The organism is Providencia sp. PROV269 (assembly GCF_028477785.1).
Lineage (GTDB): Bacteria > Pseudomonadota > Gammaproteobacteria > Enterobacterales > Enterobacteriaceae > Providencia > Providencia rettgeri.
This window is the reverse complement of sequence record NZ_JAMPLV010000017.1, coordinates 23,610-44,469: the sequence shown is the minus strand read 5'-3', so window position 1 is coordinate 44,469 and position 20,860 is coordinate 23,610. Positions and strand designations below refer to the sequence as shown.

Annotated in this window: 14 protein-coding genes; 11 read left to right on the top strand and 3 right to left on the bottom strand. The window is 43.2% G+C overall.

Annotation, left to right across the window (positions count from 1 at the left end; translation table 11 throughout):
• Window positions 1-16 precede the first annotated feature (16 nt).
• Both PR683_RS17310 and PR683_RS17305 read right to left on the bottom strand, forming a co-directional pair.
• Window positions 17-1,027, bottom strand: a complete 1,011-nt coding sequence (locus PR683_RS17310; protein ID WP_109912020.1) for an XdhC family protein — start codon at window positions 1,025-1,027, stop codon at window positions 17-19.
• A gap of 9 nt (window positions 1,028-1,036) precedes the next feature.
• On the bottom strand, window positions 1,037-1,600 hold the full coding sequence (locus tag PR683_RS17305) for a nucleotidyltransferase family protein (RefSeq protein WP_004913840.1): 564 nt from the start codon (window positions 1,598-1,600) through the stop codon (window positions 1,037-1,039).
• A 195-nt stretch (window positions 1,601-1,795) separates the two neighbouring features.
• Here PR683_RS17305 and PR683_RS17300 point away from each other — a divergent pair, with 195 nt between their 5' ends.
• From PR683_RS17300 to miaE, 11 genes are all read left to right on the top strand, one after another.
• Complete coding sequence (locus PR683_RS17300; protein WP_109912019.1) at window positions 1,796-4,591, top strand: xanthine dehydrogenase family protein molybdopterin-binding subunit; 2,796 nt, start codon at window positions 1,796-1,798, stop codon at window positions 4,589-4,591.
• Window positions 4,588-5,139 carry a (2Fe-2S)-binding protein gene (locus PR683_RS17295; protein WP_109912018.1) on the top strand — a complete coding sequence of 184 codons (552 nt, stop codon included), beginning with the start codon at window positions 4,588-4,590 and terminating at the stop codon, window positions 5,137-5,139. Before PR683_RS17300 ends, PR683_RS17295 begins: the two co-directional genes overlap by 4 nt.
• Window positions 5,136-6,371, top strand: coding sequence for a c-type cytochrome (locus PR683_RS17290; protein WP_209102398.1), 1,236 nt, complete (start codon window positions 5,136-5,138; stop codon window positions 6,369-6,371). The genes PR683_RS17295 and PR683_RS17290 overlap by 4 nt, the downstream gene beginning before the upstream one ends.
• 427 nt (window positions 6,372-6,798) lie before the next feature.
• On the top strand, window positions 6,799-9,717 hold the full coding sequence (locus PR683_RS17285) for a xanthine dehydrogenase family protein molybdopterin-binding subunit (protein ID WP_115166762.1): 2,919 nt from the start codon (window positions 6,799-6,801) through the stop codon (window positions 9,715-9,717).
• Window positions 9,714-10,280: a (2Fe-2S)-binding protein gene (locus PR683_RS17280; protein ID WP_004260707.1), complete on the top strand. Its 567-nt coding sequence runs from the start codon at window positions 9,714-9,716 to the stop codon at window positions 10,278-10,280. Before PR683_RS17285 ends, PR683_RS17280 begins: the two co-directional genes overlap by 4 nt.
• A gap of 11 nt (window positions 10,281-10,291) precedes the next feature.
• Window positions 10,292-11,611 (top strand): cytochrome c, encoded by a 1,320-nt coding sequence (locus PR683_RS17275; protein ID WP_004913855.1) that lies wholly within the window; start codon window positions 10,292-10,294, stop codon window positions 11,609-11,611.
• A gap of 381 nt (window positions 11,612-11,992) precedes the next feature.
• Window positions 11,993-12,466 carry a (2Fe-2S)-binding protein gene (locus PR683_RS17270; RefSeq protein ID WP_004913857.1) on the top strand — a complete coding sequence of 158 codons (474 nt, stop codon included), beginning with the start codon at window positions 11,993-11,995 and terminating at the stop codon, window positions 12,464-12,466.
• Window positions 12,463-14,739: a xanthine dehydrogenase family protein molybdopterin-binding subunit gene (locus PR683_RS17265; RefSeq protein ID WP_272581921.1), complete on the top strand. Its 2,277-nt coding sequence runs from the start codon at window positions 12,463-12,465 to the stop codon at window positions 14,737-14,739. Before PR683_RS17270 ends, PR683_RS17265 begins: the two co-directional genes overlap by 4 nt.
• Window positions 14,732-16,030, top strand: a complete 1,299-nt coding sequence (locus PR683_RS17260; protein ID WP_198634966.1) for a c-type cytochrome — start codon at window positions 14,732-14,734, stop codon at window positions 16,028-16,030. Before PR683_RS17265 ends, PR683_RS17260 begins: the two co-directional genes overlap by 8 nt.
• A 426-nt stretch (window positions 16,031-16,456) precedes the next feature.
• The gene (gene mutS, locus PR683_RS17255; RefSeq protein ID WP_123382378.1) at window positions 16,457-19,024 is read left to right on the top strand and encodes a DNA mismatch repair protein MutS; all 2,568 of its coding nucleotides are present in this window, start codon (window positions 16,457-16,459) and stop codon (window positions 19,022-19,024) included.
• A 1-nt stretch (window position 19,025) separates the two neighbouring features.
• On the top strand, window positions 19,026-19,790 hold the full coding sequence (gene miaE / locus PR683_RS17250) for a tRNA isopentenyl-2-thiomethyl-A-37 hydroxylase MiaE (protein ID WP_117162675.1): 765 nt from the start codon (window positions 19,026-19,028) through the stop codon (window positions 19,788-19,790).
• 79 nt (window positions 19,791-19,869) lie between these two features.
• Here the strand turns inward: miaE and rpoS are convergent, their stop codons facing one another.
• Window positions 19,870-20,856 carry an RNA polymerase sigma factor RpoS gene (rpoS, locus tag PR683_RS17245; protein ID WP_102140104.1) on the bottom strand — a complete coding sequence of 329 codons (987 nt, stop codon included), beginning with the start codon at window positions 20,854-20,856 and terminating at the stop codon, window positions 19,870-19,872.
• Between the last annotated feature and the right edge of the window lie 4 nt (window positions 20,857-20,860).

The window sequence follows — 20,860 nt, the reverse complement described above, 5'->3', positions numbered from 1 at the left end:
TAAAATTACATTGTATTTAATTTATACTCACTAACTTTTTCGTTTTACATGTGATCTCTGATGAGATCACGCCATTTTTATAAGCAACAATGTCGGCCATTATCGCTAAAGCAATTTCTGGCGGTGTTTTACTACCAATTGGAATACCAATCGGAGCATGAATGCGTTCTATTTCCTCTTCCGTCATCCCACCGGATGCTATAAGCCGTTCACGACGGCGAGCACTAGTTCTTACTGACCCCATTGCACCAATGTAAAAAGCATCTGTATTAACCGACTCCATCAGTGTTAAATCATCAATACGGGGATCATGGGTTAAGGAAACAATGGCAGTATTTGGAGAGCAACCCTGTTCTTCTAAATAGCGGGCGGGAAATAAAGAAATAACCTCAACTTGAGATGGAATTTGTGGTGCAAACCGCGCTATTTCTTCTTCTCGGTGATCGCAAATAATGACCTCAAAACCCAATGTTAACGCAAAATTAGCGCAATAAGCCCCCACAGTGGAAATACCTGCAATGATTAGGCGAGGAGGAGCAGCAATGTATAACTGAATTTTATCGCCATCACGTTCTATCTGTGTTGGTTGTTCTGACTTATTAGCTATATGAATTTCACCACTCTGCGGCAATAGAACTTTTTTGATAATGGCAGAATAACCTAATAACGCATTTTGGATCTCAACGAGATAATTAAGTGATTTTTCATTATTTGGTAGATATTCAATCAAAACATCTAAACTACCATCACAGGGTAAATTAACTTTAGTCTCAATCCCGCCTCTTCCATAGCGAACAACTTGGCTGCTACTCACATAATTATTATTTTTTATGCGCTGAATAAAATCCTCTTCAATACATCCACCAGAAAGTGAACCTATATATTGACCGTCCTGTTTTGCAACCAACAAAGAACCCGGGCTTCTCGGCGAAGAACCATAGGTATTTAATACGGTACATAACCAAATTGGTTGCTCTTTTATCCAAGCAACGGCTTGAGAGATAACAAAAACATCTTCACGCAACATATTCATCCCTTATTCGTTATCAACACTTGGATAATCAATATCTTTCACAACATTTTCATCATTTATGTCCAGTTTATAGACAAAATTATCCTGTAATATTGATTTTGCCCCTTCATCGCCGGACAATTTAATTAAATCTGAATAATATTTTGCAGATATTCCCACTGGATGCCCCGGTAAACTATTATATACTGGCCGTACTAACGTATGTTGTTTTAATTCATTTGCTATACGTATAAATAATCTACTATTGATGTATGGCATATCTGCTAAATGAATTATCCACCCATCTAAATTTGAAGTATTTTTAACACCAAATGCGATTGAATCACCTAACCCAGTACTATTTATCAATGAGTATGGAATATTAAATTGTAAACAATTATTAATGACGCCTTCATTCTCAGGCCGAGTTACTACATGAATAGGAATTCCGCTATCTATTGAATTAAAAAGTGTTTTTTCAAATACCGTGCTTTTCCCTAGCCCAAAATTTAATTTACTGCCTTTACCTCCAGCGTTTTGAAAACGCTCACTTTTTCCTGCTGCCAATATCAAAATACAAATATTCATGGTTTTTATTCTAAATCGATATACTGATTGCGTATCTCATAAATAAAGTATATTCAGTAAGATCACAAGAACTACCTATCATTAATTTGAAAATTATTAAGAGAAGTATAATATTAACGTGATACAAATAATTTTTTCGATATGACTATAAAAATAAAAATACCGATGTAATAAAAATAAGTGTAAGGGTGTATTATGAGCAAAAGCAATGTCGAACTCTCCCGCAGACACTTTCTAAAATGTGCCGTTATAGCGGGAATATCTGTTTATTTAGCCCCTTTGTATAGCCGTGCTTTTGATGTGCTATTCGAAGAAAAAATCCTTCAATCTCCTGACTGGAATCCAGTCGATAAACAAATCAAATTTCGTATTGATGGGTTTGCCAAAGTCCAAGGGGAGAAAGTCTTTGCCAGAGACATTCGCGCACGCGATATTCCTCACTGGCCAAAACAGCAAGGTCATGCATTTTTACTACGCGTAACTCAAGCCGATAAAATTTACCAAGGCTTTAATCTTGATCTGCTGAAAGATGGCCTCATGCCTGACCGCATCGTAACCGCGAGCGACTTAGAAAAAGATGGTGTCGCTTTCCCTGAATTTTATGGCGATGATTTATTGCTTCCGGAAGGGAAAACCCCCGCTTACCTTGGCCAAGCCGTTGCATTATTGATTTACCATGATTTTGCTAAATTCCGCTTTGCCAAAGAAACCCTAAAATTCCGTGACGATGTTATCCAATACGGTGCATTTACCGGCCCACTGGAACGGGACCCATGGGGAAGCTACCGTGGCGTGCGAATTGGCAGTGAAAATCCTTATGATCCTGATATTTACTCAAGCCTAAAAGATATGCCAATCTCCCCTATTGGCATGAAAAAACACTTGCCCGTTTGGCCAGAAGGCCGTGAAGGTGGGAAATTAGATCAACAAGGCATGCTATATGCTGATGAACTCGCCAAACAGTTGGAAAATCCGCCAGAAGACTGGCTCGTAATCAAACGAAAATACTTTTCTCAATCGATTGATACTGCTGCCTTAGAGCCTGATAACGCTAACGGTTGGTACGACGTCAAAACACAGTCATTCCATCTGGTTATTCCTACGCAGTCCCCTCAGGAAGTGGCGGAATCATTACCCGAGATGCTGGCAAAATCGCATTTCCCAATTAAACAAATTTTCCTACACCCTTGTTTTACAGTTGGTTATGGTTCTAAAGACCATACCCCATTCCCGTATTATGGTGCGATGGCAACGTTATATGGTGACGGAGTTCCTATTCGTCTGGCTAATGACCGCTATGAACAATTTCAATCCACCATCAAACGCCATGCTTTTGATATGGATTACACCTTAGCGGTGAATAAGAAAACACAGAAAATCGAAGCCCTTTCAGCGTCTTTTATTGGTGATGGCGGTGGCCGCTGTAATTTTACACCTTCCGTTGTCATGGTTGGCGCAACAGGCGCCCAAGCTATCTATTACATTCCGCGTAGTGATTTATCTGCGGTCGGTATTGCATCACGAGCCGTGGATGCGGGTTCAGCCCGCGGTTATGGCACCTTACAAGCCATGGCAGCAACCGATATGTTGATGGAAGAAGCTGCAAAACTACTCAAAGCCGACCCCATTGAGTTCCGTCTTAAAAATATCATCAAGTCTGGGATGAAAAATACCCAAGGGGCAATCCCTGGCGGTGCAATTCGTGCCGATGAAGTGTTAACCCGCTGCGCTGCCCATCCAATGTGGACTGACAGAACCAAGCGTAAAGCTGATTTTGAAGCAAAAAATAGCGGTAAACTATTCGGTACTGGGATTTCTTGTGTGCAAAAAGACTTCGGGACAGGTGCGGAATCCTCCTTTGCTCGTGTAGAACTTACCCCTGAGGGTAAAATTGCTATTTACCATAGTGGTGCAGAAATTGGTACGGGCATGTCCACGTCCCAATCGGTGGTTTGCGCTAAATGGTTAGGAAAACCTGCGGAACAAGCTCATTTTTCGGTTGTAGATTGGTCAATTTTACCTATGGTGTCGACAGGTAACCCGTTTGCCATGTCACAAGATGAGCAAAACCACCTCGCGCAAAACCCATTATGGACACCGAATTACTGCTCACCGGCAAGCGCCAGTAATTCAGCCTATTATTTCACTCATAGTACAGACGCAGCCGCACGCATTATATTTGAGCATGGGTTATGGCCCGCTGCCATGTCAATTTGGCAAGAAGGCATTGGTGGCGGACAAGCTGCCCCTCTAGTTGTTCGCCGTGAAGATGCACGTTGGGTTGCTGAAGGCTTAACGGCTGATGGGCTTGAGGTGCTTAGCTTACAGCGCTTAATTGAACGCACTTTTGCAATGGGCGGGGTAACTGGCGCAGTGTGCCACGTATTTAACCGCTGGCAATGGGCTGAAGCCGATTTCCCTATTCAGGGTGAAACTCGCCGTTTACCGATTGATGGGCTATCACTACGATTTGCCGATAAAGAATACCAAGTTTGCCACCGTGAAAAAGCCTATTACCCTGATACGCAAAGAAATAATGCCGGAGTCACTTACTACAGTGCAGTCGCTACCGTGAGTGAGCTATCCATTGATAAGGCAACTGGACAAGTCGAATTGCTGAATCACCATAGCGTAGTGGAGTGCGGTAACCTTATCGTGCCACAACTGGTTTCAGGGCAAATTCAAGGTGGTTTAGCAATGGGGATCGGCCATGCCCTCCATGAATATTTACCTCTCTACGAAGATGGTCCCGGTAATGGGACGTGGAACTTCAACCGTTATCATCTCCCTCTGGCCAGCGACGTTGCAGTTTGGCAGCAAACCAATGAAGTCCTACCAGGACTTTCGGATACAGACCCGCCAAAAGGCGTTGCTGAGGTTGTTATGATCCCGGTGGTTTCATCCATCGTCAATGCTATTGCAGATGCAACTGGTCATCATTTCTTGCATTTGCCTGTACGCGCAAAAGACATTTTAGAGGTAATATCATGAGCCTAAATTTCCTTCCCCTCACTTTAACCATTAATGGCCAACAGTATGGACCAATGGACGTGCCTGAAGGCCTCATGATGATCGACTTCCTTCATGAATATGTTGACCTAACGGGTTCTCGTCTAGGCTGTGGCCAAGGGATCTGCCATGCTTGCGTCGTTATCTTAGATAACCCATCCGGCACCAGCGAAGAGATCCGCACCTGTATTACTGGCGCGCATTTTTTCAATAATAAAAGCATTCGAACTATCGAAGGGGCTGCCACCAAAGAAGAAAACGGGGAAGTAAAATTATCCCCAGTTCAGCAAGCTTTTGTTGAACATTTTAGTTTTCAGTGTGGCTACTGTACCCCAGGGTTTGTGAATGCGGCTACCGTGTTTATTGAAGAACTTCAGCGAAACCCCATTGCAGAAGCGGACTTAGAAGATGCTATCAAGCAAGCCCTAAATAACCATATTTGCCGCTGCACAGGCTATGTACGCTATTATGAAGCGGTACGTGACGTTGTTCTGGCGACTCCTGGTCTTATCAAGGAGGCAATAAAATGATCAAACGAATTATTTTATGGTTGATAGCCATCGCTATCATCGTTTGGGCGGTGCTGTATTGGTATGAAAGCCGTACCTTAGATGGCCCGGTACAAAAAGTGACAGCGACACCTCAGGAAATTGAGCGAGGCCGTTATCTCACCCTTGCCGGTGACTGCGCTGCGTGCCACACCAGTGCTGATGGCGCGCCATTAGCCGGTGGTTTTCCACTCGATACCCCATTTGGTACTATCTACAGCAGTAACTTAACCCCTTCAGCCGATTTTGGTATCGGTCGCTGGACAAAAGATGATTTTTATAAAGCACTGACCCAAGGTATCTCTCCACCGAGTAAAAATCTTTACCCGGCAATGCCTTATACGTCTTACAAAGGGATCACTCGTGAAGATTCTGACGCTATTTACAGTTATTTGATGAGCCAACCAGCGGTTGATGTCGCGCCACCTGAAAATTCATTGCCATTCCCACTAAACCAACGTATGGCCATGATTGGCTGGAATTTATTGTTTTTTAATGATAAACCACTCCCAAATAGCTCACAAGGTAGCTCCCCTGAATGGTTACGTGGTCGGTATTTAGTTAACGTATTAGAGCATTGTGCTGAATGCCATACGCCAAGAGGAAAACTGGGTGAAATGGATTTAGATAACTTTATGCAAGGCGGCGCTTTAGGTCGTTTTGTGGCGCCGGATATTACCCCAAAAGCGCTTGCAGAGCGAGGATGGACAAAAGAAGATTTACAGCAGTTTTTCATGACTGGGCTCGCTCCGCAAGGTTCCGCCTACAGTGATATGCACCCTGTAATTTATCTGAGTTCACAACATTTAACCCCAGAGGATAATAGCGCTATAGCCACCTATTTAATGGGCGATAACCCACCAGCAACTTCGCCATTAAGAATGGGGGAAGGTAACGCTCAAGGACGCCAAATTTATTTAGAAACCTGCTCAGGTTGCCACTCCTATGATGGCAGCGGTAAACCGAATGTGGCGGTGGCAATGAAAGGAAATTCGACATTGCGTGATGCGGATAGCACTAACCTAATTAATGCGATTTTAGATGGTTTGCCTGAACAACCATTCCCTAATAACCAAAACATGCAAAGTATGCCCGGGTTTGCCAATAAGCTAAATGACCAACAAATTAGCGACTTAGTGAACTTCCTTCGCGTTCAATGGGGAGGACAACCTGCGGATGTCACCCCGGAGCAGGTTAAATCTTTGCGTCAATAATGACGAAAAATGAACTATCTGGCTTGTTAATATTTAACGAGCCAGCTAATTCTCTAATTAATGTCCATATAATAATATGCTTTATATAATAAAATACATATTGATTTAATTATTCATTAATAAGAACTACTATCATTTAAATAAATTACATTTGAATAAAACTCAGTTATTTTATTCAATACTGTCATATTAAGATGACTCCAACAGTATTATTCACTTTCTTGTCTAAATCCCTTTACTCGTTCTTGATATATCAATACAGATACCCATACTATTTATGTAACTTACTGAGCTATCTGATATTAGTCATCGAATTGTGAGCCAATTTAATCGAAATAAAACAATCTTACAGTGCATGGCTAAAAAGTATTATTTATCTCCATTGTTCATAATAAAAAACCCTAAAAATATAATCAGGGAGCACACTATGTCGGGACATATTTCTAGACGCAATTTTATCAAATTAGGCACTATTGCGGGCATTGCAGTGATGGTCGGCAAACTCCCTTTTGCGATAGCAATGGAGCTCGATTCTGACTCTCCATCAACTGATTGGATTGGTCAAAATGGTAAAGCACGTTTTCGCTGGGATGGCGTTGAAAAGGTCACTGGCCGTAAAAATTTTGCTCGTGATTACCGCGCTAAAGACATTCCTGGCTGGCCTAAAAAACAAAGCTATGCCTTTATGTTAAAAGCAACAGAGGCAGATAAAACCTTTGAAGGCATTGATATTTCAATGTTAGGTCCAAATTTACAGCCTGATAAAGTTGTTTTACAAGAAGACCTTATCCGTGATGGCTTAAATATCCCTCAAGACACCAGTATGGGAAAAGGCTTCTATGGCACTAATATTCTAGTGCCTCTAGGGGATACCCCGCCAATTATTGGCCACCCAGTTGCTATCTTGATTTATCATGATTTCGATAAATACAGTGCAGCGCAGCGGATGTTACGCTTTGCGACAAATACCGTAAAATATGGAACGGTGACAGGGCCAAAACCGCCCGCTAATTACGGTGCCGCGCGATATGTGCGTATTGGTGGTGACACCCCGCTTTCACCTTCTATCTTTTCTCCTTATCAAGATTCAGGTATTAAAGGCGGATTCGATGGCAATACGCCTATTTGGCCACCTTATGACCCAAAACACGCCATTTCTATTCCGCCAGTGATCCGTAAAGATCGTGGTGGTGGTTTTATTCAAGCCCTTCATCAGGCAGAAAAAAGTCCTGATAAACAAGAAAAAGCGATGGATTACGCACGGCAAATTGAGCAAGAAATCGCAGCCGCTCGTCAGGATCCCGATAAGTTTGTGATTGAGCGCCATGGTTTTTCACAATCCATTGACCCTTGTGCAATGGAGCCTGATAACTGTAATACTTGGTATGACGCTCAAACCAAAACACTGCATATCTTAACCGCGACACAGTCTCCTGCAGGAGTCGTCAACGCCGCTGCTGAGTTATCGAAGCACAACAAACATTTTTCCGTCGAGAACATTGTGCTATTAACTGGTTCGACCGTCGGTTATGGCTCAAAAGATTATTCGGTTTTTCCTTTCTATTCCATGGTCGCCAGTTTCTACGCTGATGGCTTGCCTGTTCGCATGGCAAATGACCGTTATGAACAATTCCAGATGGGAATGAAACGCCACTCCATTGAAATGGATGTCACGATCATTGGTGATAAAAAAACGGGCAAATTTGATGTATTAAAAGGCACTTATAACTGTAATGGTGGCGGCCGAGAAAACCTCTCCGTTGCCGTATCACACGTTGCGGTACGTGGCGCCCAATCTATTTATTATTTCCCTAAATCTGACCTTACCGCTCTCGCCATGGCCACTCCGGCTGTCGAAGCGGGCTCAATGCGTGGCTTTGGTTCCTTACAATCGATGGCAGTCACTGAATTGATGGTCGATGAAATCGCTCATAACCTCAATATTGACCCGATTGAACTGCGCCGCCGTAATGCCATTTTAGAAGGTTATCCAAATACACAAGGAGGTGTAATAGCCGGTGACCCACGCAATGTCGAAATGTTAAATCTTGCGGAAAAGCACCCGATTTGGGTCGATCGTGAGAAAAATAAAGTTGATTATGAAGCGAAAAACCCCGGTAAGCTATATGGTGTTGGCTTTGCGCAAGTGCAGCAAGTTTATGGCTCTAGCGGTGTTCCTACGATTCTTTCTCTTGAATTTGATACCAATGGTAAACTCACTATGCGCCATTGCATGCAAGAGATTGGTACCGGTGGTACAACCGCACAGCAAGTGATGGTATGGCAAGCACTCAGCAAAGCCCCTGATGTGGTTGAGTTTGGGGTAACTGAATTTGCAGAACTGCCACTCAAAACCAGTTGGGCAGATCAGAAAAAACAAGACGAACTGTCAAAAACGGATCCCTATTGGACACCTGCTCTGATCCCTGACATGAGTTCATCGAGTGGTGTTTATTATATTGGGTTTGGTACACGCCAAGCGGGCCATTTCTTATTGGAAAATACCCTATGGCCTGCAGCCAAAAGCATTTGGAGCGAAGGCCCTGGTGGCGGTGCTTTCAACGGCTTAAATGTTGAATTTGCAGACATTCGTGTCGGGCCAGATGGTATTGGTGGCGGCGGAATGAAACCCATTCCTTTTGACATTTTAGCCAAAAGAGCCCATGAGATGGGACTCATCACCGGGGTTGCTGTTCATGGCTATTCAAGCTGGCAGTGGGCTCGCGCAGAGTTCGATATCCCAACTGTCGGTTTGAAAAACCTCCCTCTTGATGCAATATCCGTTCGTTATGGTGACGGTGCGCCACAGGAACTGAAAAAACAGATGACCACTGGCGGTTACCATTTTATTAAACGTAAAATTGCCTATTACCCTCCAACACAACGCGCAAAAGCGGACCCAACAACGGTCACACCCGCTTCTTGCCTAGTCGAGCTCAATGTCAACACCATGACGGGTGAGGTCGATGTCATGCGCCATCATATGATTATGGACCCCGGTACGATGATTGTCCCTGAATTGGTTTCAGGCCAAATTCAAGGGGGGACCGCGATGGGTATTGGCCACGCATTGATGGAAGAATTACCACTGTATGAAGATGGGCCAGGTAACGGAACATGGAACTTTAATCGCTATGTCCTGCCGCGAGCAAAAGATGTTGCGGTTTGGCAGCAAACCATTGATTACTTACCTCCGCTATCAGAAACTTCACCACCAAAAGGCATGGCTGAACTGGGCATGATCCCAATCTTACCTGCGACGAGTAACGCATTAACCCATGCGACAGGCAAGCGTTTCTATGAATTCCCTATTACGGTAGATAAAATTAAAAAGGCACTCTCATGAAAATCAACAATGCCGTTCCGATTATTGAGCGCAAGCCACTCACACTGACTATTAACGGCCAAAAAATTGGTCCTATTGATGTCCCTGTTGGGATGCCAATGATTGAGTTTCTACATGAATACCTTGACCTCACCGGCACTCACTTTGGTTGCGGCCAAGGGATCTGCCATGCTTGCACCATTATGGAAATTCAGCCCGATGGCACAACGGTTGAAAGCCGCACTTGTATCTTTGGTGCCCATTATTTCAATAATAAAAATATTGTTACCATCGAAGGGCAAGCCAAACTGGATGAACAAGGCAAAGTCGTTGAGTTAACGCCAATTCAACAAGCTTTCATCGAAAACTTTTCATTCCAGTGTGGCTATTGTGCTCCCGGTTTCGTCACAGGTGCGACAGTATTTCTTGATAAACTGAAGAAAAACCCAGTGAAGCGAGACCAACTCGAACATGCGATTGAAGAAGCCCTCAATGAGCATATTTGCCGTTGTACAGGTTATGTACGCTATTATGAAGCTGTGAGGAAAGTCGCTCTCGACACTCCCGGCTGCGTGATCGACTAGGGAGAAACATCATGGCTAAATCCAGCTCTCTACGTAAAAGCATTTATATTATTATCTTATTATTTATCGTATTAATGCTTGCGATCCTATTTGGTGCTTTTCGTACTTCCAGTATCGGCCCTAATTTAGATAAACCACTGACTTCAGAAGAAGTCGCCAAATTACTGCCAAGAGGGCAAGAATTGGCCACCGCTGGAGATTGCTTTGGTTGCCACTCATTACCTGAAGGGCCATTGGCTGCGGGCGGGCGCGCTATCGGAACCCCTTTCGGCACCATTTACTCCACAAATATAACGCCTGATAAGCAATTTGGTATCGGTAACTATACCCGTGCTGATTTCCATCGTGCTTTGAAAGACGGAATTGGCAAAGAAAGAGGTAATCTCTACCCTGCCATGCCGTTTGTATTTACCCATATGACGACATCGGATGATATTGATGCCCTGTATGCTTATGTGATGTCACTTCCGCCAATCAATGTGCCAAACAAAGAAAATACAGGTGTATTTGTCCTACCCGTTCGCCCATTTATGAACTTCTGGACTTTGCTCAATTTCCCTAAACAAAATGCGCCTCATGACCCACAACGTTCTGCCGAGTGGAACCGAGGTGCTTATATTGTTGAAGGTCTAGCGCACTGCGGCGCTTGTCACTCACCACGTAACTTAATGATGGGTGTCGAGTTTTCACGGTCACTTCAAGGGGGGGAAGAAGCCGGCTTAGCGATCCCTGATATCACGGCCGAAGCGCTTTCCAAACATGGATACGATACCGCCTCCTTGAGCCAGTTTTTACTTACAGGTAATGCCCCGCAAGGCTCTGCATTTGCAGATATGAGCACAGTGACTCATTTTTCGACTAGTCAGATGAAAAAAAGCGATGTTGATGACATGGCGATTTATTTAATGACGGATAAACAAGGAAAAATACTTGGCGCCAAAGCTTCGCCTGCTCCATTGCCAGAGGCAAACTCATCAGAAGTGGGTGATGTCAGTCAAATCATGGAAACTGGCCGCTTAATGTATATGTCTACCTGCGCAGGCTGCCACGGGATCACCGGAGAAGGTGTACCTAATGGTATTCCAGCGTTAAAAGGTAACGCCATCTTAGCGATGGACAGCCCTGAAACCTTTATCAGTGTAGTGTTAACGGGTATTCCAACCACCACTTTCCCAAATGGGCAACGTATGTATGCGATGCCAAGTTTTGCTGATGATTTAACGCCACAAGAAATGGCAGATTTAATATCATGGGCGCGCGCCGAATGGGGGGGACAAGGTAAACCCGTCACCGCCGAACAAATTGAGAAACTGAAAAAAGCGGCGCAGTAATCATTCGTCGCTTCTCTTCAAATAACTTATTTATTGAAGGGAAGCGACATTATTATTTTCATTGATACATTCAAGTGAAATATATCAACGCACCCCACATTAAATAAGAATTTCAAATTAAAGATATTCACTTATTTCTATTAAAAGAAAACCAATATATAAACTGGGTTTCCTCTCACTTCGCCTGACTCAAACATTCACTCAATCCATGAGTATTTTCCAATATTAACCTTCATTAATAAGTACTTACTAAATACCTAACAAAAATTTCCCTTAGCACATACAGTCACAATTCAAATTAATAACCTATGTTATAGTTAATATACAAATAATAACATTAGATTATCATTTATTGTGATTAGCAATGTGAAAGGAAAATATATGCAACTAAATATCAATGGAAGATGGATTGAACTAAGCAATATTTCTCCATCAACACCACTTCTTTACGTATTACGTAATGATTTAAAACTCAATGGCCCTAAATATGGCTGCGGTTTAGGCGAATGTGGCGCTTGTAGTGTACTTATCGATGGCAAAGTCGTTCGCTCGTGTTCGACACCGGTATCAACAGTAGAAAATAGAAAAATTACCACGCTAGAAGGCATTAGTGATAGCGAGACACTCCATCCTGTGCAACAAGGATTTATTGATGAGCAAGCAGCACAATGTGGTTATTGTACGAATGGCATGATAATGACATTGGTTGCTCTGTTTAAACGTACCCCTAATGCAAGTGAAGAAGAGATAAAAAAAGAACTCGCTTTTAATTTATGCCGTTGTGGAACCCATGTAGAAATATTAAAAGCAGCTAAAAAAGCTAAAATGATCATCGCACAAGGTGGTAAAGCATGAGCATTTTAGATATCACTCGACGCCGTTTGCTGCAAGCTGGTGGGCTCATCGTTGTCAGTAACATGTTGCCTTCCATTTCATTTGCAGCAGAAAAGATACCAAACAAAAATGCGGCTATTCCTCTTAATTATGTCGATAGTTTTATTGCTCTTGCCGCTGATGGTTCGGTGACTGCATTTAATGGTCACGTGGATTTAGGTACAGGAATTCGTACCTCACTTGCACAAATTGTCGCTGATGAAATTGGTGTCTCTTTTGAATCAGTAACAATGATACTTGGGGATCCACAAAGTACACCGGATCAAGGGCCGACTATCGCCAGTGCGACCATTCAGGTCACGTCTATCCCCTTACGCCATGCTGCTGCTCAAGTTCGCATGCAGCTAACATCTCTTGCTGCCAAAGCGTTAAATGTGCCAATGGAAGCCGTTCGAGCACAGCATGGATATGTTTTTGTCACCGCCCAACCTGAACGCCGTTTGAGTTATGCGCAATTGGCAAAAGGACAAGATCTCCATTTTGAATTAGATGAAAACGTAACTTTAAGACTCGCTTCTGAAGCTATTTATGTCGGAAAGCCGATTCAACGCGTAGATATTCGTGCAAAAGTAACGGGTGAGTTGACTTGGGTACATGATATGCGAGTACCTGATATGTTACATGGAAGAGTTATTCGTCCTCCTTATTCAGGTGCAGACAGTAGCGCACCGCTTGGAAATAGTTTGCTTTCGATTGATGAAAGTTCTATTGCTCACCTAAAAGGCATTGTAAAAATTGTACGCATTAATGACTTTGTTGGTGTCGTTGCCGAACGTGAAGAACAAGCGATAGACGCTATGCGTCAGTTAAAAATTCAATGGAAAGAATGGCAAGGATTACCCGATTTAACCCTCGATAAGCTTCATGACACCCTTGATGCATTACCCAGCCAAGATAGAGTATTACGAGATGATGACGGTGTTGACAGCGCCTTAGCCAATTTACATAAAACTGTGAATGCAGACTATGTTTGGCCATACCATTTACACGCATCAATTGGGCCATCTTGCGCTATCGCAGATGTCCGCGACGATAAAGTCGATGTCTGGTCAGGCACACAAAACCCTCATGACCTGCGAAAAGATTTAGCACTACAACTCGATAGAGAACTATATCAAATACACATTCATCGCATGGAAGCATCAGGGTGCTATGGTCGTAACTGTGCTGATGACGTGGCAGCCGATGCCGTTTTACTGTCTCAAGCGACAGGACGACCTGTGCGAGTGCAATTAATGCGAGAACAAGAAGCGGGTTGGGAGCCAAAAGGCACCGGCCAATTGATTAAAATTCGAGGGGGAATTGATCAAAATAATGATGTCAGCGCTTACGAACTCAGTACTCGTTATCCATCAAATAACGCCGCTACTTTATCGTTGATTTTAACTGGGAAAAAAGAAAATAAACCGGATATTCAACAGATGGGAGACCGCACGGCTATCCCTCAATATCGATACCCACATATGCGCGTTATCGCTAAAGATACCGCGCCTGTTGTTAGGGCATCATGGATGCGCGGAGTTTCAGCACTTCCAAATGTATTTGCTCATGAATCTTGGATTGATGAAGTTGCTTATTTAGCGCAGCAAGATCCTATAGCATACCGCTTAAAATATTTAGATGATCCTCGAGCTATCGCTTTAATTAGTGCCGTGAAAAAACAGGCGAATTGGGTTGATGGGCCGATGCATCAAAAACCATCCCCTGTCACCGAAGAAATTGTGAGTGGTCGAGGGTTTGCCTGGGCGCGTTATTTCCACAGTAAATTTCCGGGTTTTGGTGCTGCATGGGCAGCTTGGGTCTGCGACTTAACTGTTAATCGCCGAACAGGACAAGTGCTTATCAAAAAAATCTATGTCGCCCATGATTGTGGCCAAATGGTTAACCCAGATGGCGTTAAACACCAAGTCCATGGAAACATTATTCAATCCTGTAGCCGGGTATTAAAAGAGTTTGCCACCTTTGATAAATCAGGCACAACCTCCCTTGAATGGGGCGGATACCCTATTCTACGTTTCGATGAGTTACCCGAAATTGATATTCAATTAATGGAGTATCCCAATGAACCCCCTATGGGAGCGGGCGAATCTGCATCAGTACCAAGCGCCGCCGCGGTAGCAAATGCGCTATTTGATGCATTAGGTGTGCGTATGCGAGAAGTTCCATTTACCCCTGAACGTATTCTGCGAGCAGTAGGTATGGCAGCCAAGAACCAAGGAGTGGCTCATGAGTAAGGCAAAAAAAATATTTGGCTACAGTGCGCTTGCTATCGTTATTGTTGCGGTGGGGGGACTCGCGCTGAGTTGGCAATCTGCCATTGAGCCATTACACACTAATTCGACACAAAGTTTTACTGACGCTCAAATTGCCCGTGGTGAAAAATTAGCGGCACTAGGCGATTGTGCCGTTTGCCATACGCGGCCTGGCGGTGAAACAAATACCGGGGGCTTTGCGATGGAGATCCCCTTCGGCACGATTTACACCACAAATATAACACCTGATATAGAAACAGGCATTGGCAGCTGGTCATATGAAGCGTTTGAACGGGCTATGCGTTATGGTGTTGATCGTGAGGGGAATTATTTATACCCTGCGTTCCCTTACACGGCTTTTACTCATACTTCCGATGATGATTTATATGACCTCTATGCATGGTTAATGAGCCAAAAACCCGTTCGTTATCAACCACCAAAGACATCGTTAAACTTTCCCTTTAATATTCGCCAAGGAATTTGGGCATGGAATCAGCTGTATTTAACCGCAGGGCCAATAAAACCAAACAGTTCACAAACTGATGAATGGAACCGAGGTGCATACCTTACCGAAGGGCTCGGCCATTGCAGCGCTTGCCACTCCCCTCGTGATATATTATTTGGTGAAAAAGGCGGAGATAGCCACTTGATGGGTGGAGATGCTGAAGGATGGAGTGCACCAGCGCTGCGAGGTGACCAAGCCTCACCTGTTGCTTGGAGCCATCAGGATATGGCGGAGTTTTTGCGTACGGGATTCTCGGCTAACCACGGCGTCGCAGCAGGCCCAATGGCACCAGTCATCAGAGAAGGAACCTCTCAACTAACCGAAGAAGATAGACAAGCTATTGCAACTTATTTGACTTCTGAAGTTGAGCATCCGCAGGTCACATCGCAAGCCGTAACAATCGTACAGCAAACAGAAGATAAAATTGAACCTCTCTCTTCTGAAGGGGCAAGGTTGTATTCAGGGGCCTGTATGGCATGCCATGCCCAAACGAAAGGTGCGCAAATGTCAGGTGTACGACCCGCTTTAGCCTTAAATACGAATCTTTATGCAGATACCCCAGATAATGCCATTCGCGTTGTATTAAATGGAATTGAGTATGAGGCAACAGAAGGGCTCGGCAGCATGCCTGCTTTTCGTCATAATTTAAGTGATCAGCAAATAGCAGTACTCTTAAATTATCTAAGAACAACGTTTACTGACAAGTCACCATGGCCTGATTTGGAACAACAAGTTAGCCAGCTACGCGCGGAAACAGCAGCTAAATAATCCGTTCATCTTTAGCGTAAATAGCGGTCATATCTATGACTGTTATTTACGCTATTTATATCTACTCAAGAAAATGAGATATTCCATCTCAAAAAAGAAATAACTAAAAGCACGACTTATTATTTTCTGTAATGCCTAAATAACTCTCAAACTAAGCAGATATCTACCAATTATTATTTAGTGGTTATCGTGAACCTATTTTCTAGATGAGGAAAAAACATACACTCTACTTAACAATATTTCAGACTATTAATGACCAAACACGCATTGTCCCTGTGATAATCACGTCATACTATAGAGAATTGCATGGCTAACACGTTTGCCTACTCTCATTTGTTGCGATTTGTGGTATTTTAGTCTCTGAAAATAATCGTCAAATACACTCACAGAATTTAGTTAACTCAATACGTTAAAACAGACAATACTATGACTGATAAGCAAAGTTTCGAATCCCATACACCAATGATGCAGCAGTATCTAAAACTAAAAGCACAACATTCAGACATACTGCTGTTTTATCGCATGGGTGACTTCTACGAACTGTTTTTTGATGACGCTAAAAAAGCCTCTCAATTATTGGATATTTCCCTCACTAAGCGGGGGCAATCTGCAGGGCAACCGATCCCTATGGCCGGTGTTCCCCACCATGCTGCCGAGGGTTACTTAGCCAAATTAGTACAAATGGGGGAATCCGTCGCCATTTGTGAGCAAATTGGCGACCCAGCCACCAGCAAAGGGCCGGTTGAGCGCCAAGTAGTACGTATTGTCACCCCGGGAACTATCACCGATGAAGCGCTATTAAATGAAAGGCAAGACAACCTGTTAGCCGCAGTATGGCAAGACCAACAAGGTTTTGGTTTCGCAACGTTAGATATCACCTCAGGGCGTTTTATTATTAGTGAAATCGCCGATGAAGAAGCACTGCAAGCTGAGCTGCAACGCACCCGCCCGGCTGAACTTCTGTATCCAGAAGACTTCGCCAGTATGGCATTAATTGAACACAATAAAGGCTTGCGCCGCCGCCCATTGTGGGAATATGAGCTTGATACGGCAAAACAACAGCTCGGTTTACAGTTTGGTACGAAAGATTTAATCGGCTTTGGGGTTGAAGATGCCCATAAAGCGCTCAGAGCTGCGGGTTGCTTATTACAATATGTGAAAGACACACAACGCACGTCACTGCCCCATATTCGCAGCATTGTGATGGAAAAACAAAATGATAATGTCATTTTAGATGCAGCAACTCGTCGCAATTTAGAGATCACCCAAAACCTTGCAGGTGGCACAGAAAACACACTCGCCGCCATTTTAGATAGGTGTGTGACTCCGATGGGTAGCCGTATGCTAAAACGTTGGTTACATACCCCATTACGTAACATTCAAATATTAAATAACCGCCAACAAGCTATCAGTGCACTGCAAGAATGCGGCTTTGAATTACAACCATTTTTACGTCAAATCGGCGATTTAGAACGGGTATTAGCGCGCTTAGCGCTGCGTTCCGCTCGCCCACGTGACTTAACCCGTATGCGTTACGCATTCCAGCAATACCAAGATATTCATCAAATACTGAGCCAATCGAGTAGTTCGTATTTACAAGCCCTTCAAAATCGTATTGGCCAGTTTGATGAGCTACAAGACTTACTTGAAAAAGCCATTATTGATGCACCACCTGTGTTGGTACGTGATGGCGGTGTTATCGCCCCAGGTTATAATAGTGAGCTTGATGAATGGCGCGCCCTTGCTGATGGAGCAACTGACTACCTCGATAGGCTCGAAATACGCGAAAGAGAAAAATTGGGGATCGATACCCTAAAAGTTGGTTATAACGCTGTTCATGGCTACTATATTCAAGTAAGCCGAGGCCAAAGCCATTTAACACCTATCCATTACGTCCGTCGCCAAACGTTAAAAAATGCGGAACGCTATATCATTCCTGAACTCAAAGAGTATGAAGATAAGGTATTGACATCAAAAGGAAAAGCGTTAGCCATTGAAAAAGCACTGTATGATGAGTTATTTGACATACTATTACCTCATCTTGCTGCGCTGCAAACCAGTGCCGAAGCTCTCGCTGAGTTAGATGTCCTAGCCAACCTAGCTGAAAGAGCACAAACTCTAGGTTATGCTTGTCCACAACTCACTGAAAAACCAGGTATCCAAATTACTGAAGGTCGCCACCCTGTGGTTGAACAAGTACTCAGTGAGCCGTTTATCTCCAATCCGTTATCACTATCGCCACAACGTCGTTTATTGATCATCACAGGTCCAAATATGGGCGGTAAAAGTACCTATATGCGCCAAACAGCATTGATTACCCTGTTAGCGTACATCGGTAGTTTTGTCCCTGCAAGCAAAGCGGTGATAGGCCCAATCGACCGTATTTTTACCCGCGTCGGTGCCTCTGACGACCTTGCATCTGGCCGTTCAACCTTCATGGTCGAAATGACAGAAACCGCGAATATTCTTCATAATGCAACAGAACATAGCTTAGTACTGATGGATGAAATTGGTCGCGGTACTTCAACCTATGATGGTCTTTCCCTTGCTTGGGCTTGCGCCGAAAACTTAGTTAATAAAATCAAGGCAATGACGTTATTTGCAACGCATTATTTTGAATTAACAACACTACCTGAAAAACTCGAAGGTGCGGTCAATATTCACCTAGATGCTATTGAGCACGGTGATACCATTGCCTTTATGCATAATGTTCAAGATGGCGCCGCCAGCAAAAGCTATGGCCTTGCTGTCGCTTCTCTTGCGGGTGTACCAAAAGATGTGATTAAACGGGCAAAACAAAAGCTTAAAGAACTCGAAGTTATCTCAAACAATGCCAATGCAAGTCATGTAGATAGCGCCCAGCTTAGTTTTTTAACCACAGAAGATGCTGAACCCTCACCCGTACTCAGCGCATTGGAAGGGATTGACCCAGATAAGCTCACACCCCGCCAAGCTCTAGATTGGATTTATCGGTTAAAAGATATGGATAACTAAGATGGATGAGTATACACAATTACTCGCACCAATCAGGCAGTTTTTGCAATGTGAAACGCCTGATTTGTGGGTAGAAAAAGCCAGTTTGCCTGAGAACTTGCCCATTATTTTAAAAGATCATCTGTTATGTGAATTAAAAGCCGCGCAAAGTGCCATGTTTTTAATTCGCAAGTATGCTGTCGATAAAGAAAGTGCTGCAGTGCTACTTGAATGGTTTAAACCTTATGAATCATTTGCTTATGACAGGGTTGGTGACATCCATACATTAAGAAACAAAAATCAGGTTTCTAAACAAATATTGGCAAAAAAACAATCACCTTATAGCCAAGATTTAATTGATAAAATGGTCTTGCTGATCAAAGAAGAGCTTCATCATTTTTACCAAGTTTTAGAGATTATGCATGAACGTAATATTCCATATGATGGTATCACTGCAGGCCGTTATGCTAAAGGGTTGTTGAGCCATATCGACCCTCACGATCCAAAAACCTTAGTTGATAAACTAATTATTGGTGCTTATATCGAAGCGCGTTCTTGTGAGCGCTTTGCTAAACTAGCCCCATTTCTTGATGAACAGCTGGCAAATTTTTATATTTCGTTATTACGCTCAGAAGCTCGCCACTATCAAGATTATTTACACTTAGCGCAATTAATTAGCAAACAAGATATTACTGAGCGAGTTAATTATTTTGGTACTATTGAAGCAGAATTAATTTCGACACCTGATGATGATTTTAAATTTCATAGTGGACTCCCCATTAACTAAGTTCATTCTTTATTACTTATAAATAAAAGGCCCCTATAAACCTTAGCTTATAGGAGCCTTTAGCTATCTAATTAACACCTTACATATTAAATAGCGACTCTAGGGTCAACTCTTCACCATGTAAAATATCCTTTAATCGCTTTAAACCTTCAACTTGGATCTGGCGAACACGTTCTCTTGTTAACCCAATTTCACGGCCAACTTCTTCCAGAGTTTCAGCTTCATAGCCTAAAAGCCCAAAACGTCGTGCTAAAACCTCCCTCTGTTTTGGGTTCAATTCATATAACCACTTAACAATATTATCTTTTAAGTCATTATCTTGAATTGTATTTTCTGGACCTGAATCATTATCATCAGACAATACCTCAAGCAAAGATTTCTCTGAGTCCCCTGCAATTGGTGTATCAACAGATGTGATACGTTCATTTAAACGTAACATCCTACTGACATCTTCAACAGGTTTATCTAGCTGCTCAGCGATCTCTTCAGGGCTTGGCTCATGGTCCAACTTTTGGGCTAATTCACGTGCAGTACGAAGGTAAATATTGAGTTCTTTAACGATATGAATAGGAAGGCGAATAGTTCGAGTTTGGTTCATGATAGCGCGTTCGATCGTTTGACGGATCCACCACGTTGCATACGTTGAGAAGCGAAACCCTTTTTCAGGATCAAACTTTTCAACTGCGCGAATCAACCCAAGGTTCCCTTCTTCAATCAAATCGAGTAATGCAAGACCTCGATTATTATAACGACGTGATATTTTTACAACGAGACGGAGGTTGCTTTCTATCATACGCTGTCGTGATGCAATATCACCACGCAATGCACGTCTTGCATAGAAAACTTCTTCTTCTGCTGTAAGGAGTGGTGAGAACCCAATTTCACTAAGATAAATTTGAGTGGCATCCAGAACACGCTGATTTGTGTTCTGGAGTAAATCCATTTCGTCATCTAGCTCAGTAACCAGATCCTCTTCTTTAAACTGACTCTCGTCAAAAGTGTCATTTAAATTACTTTCATCGAGGTCATTATATAACTCGTTAACTTTCAGCGAACTTTGGCTCATCAGT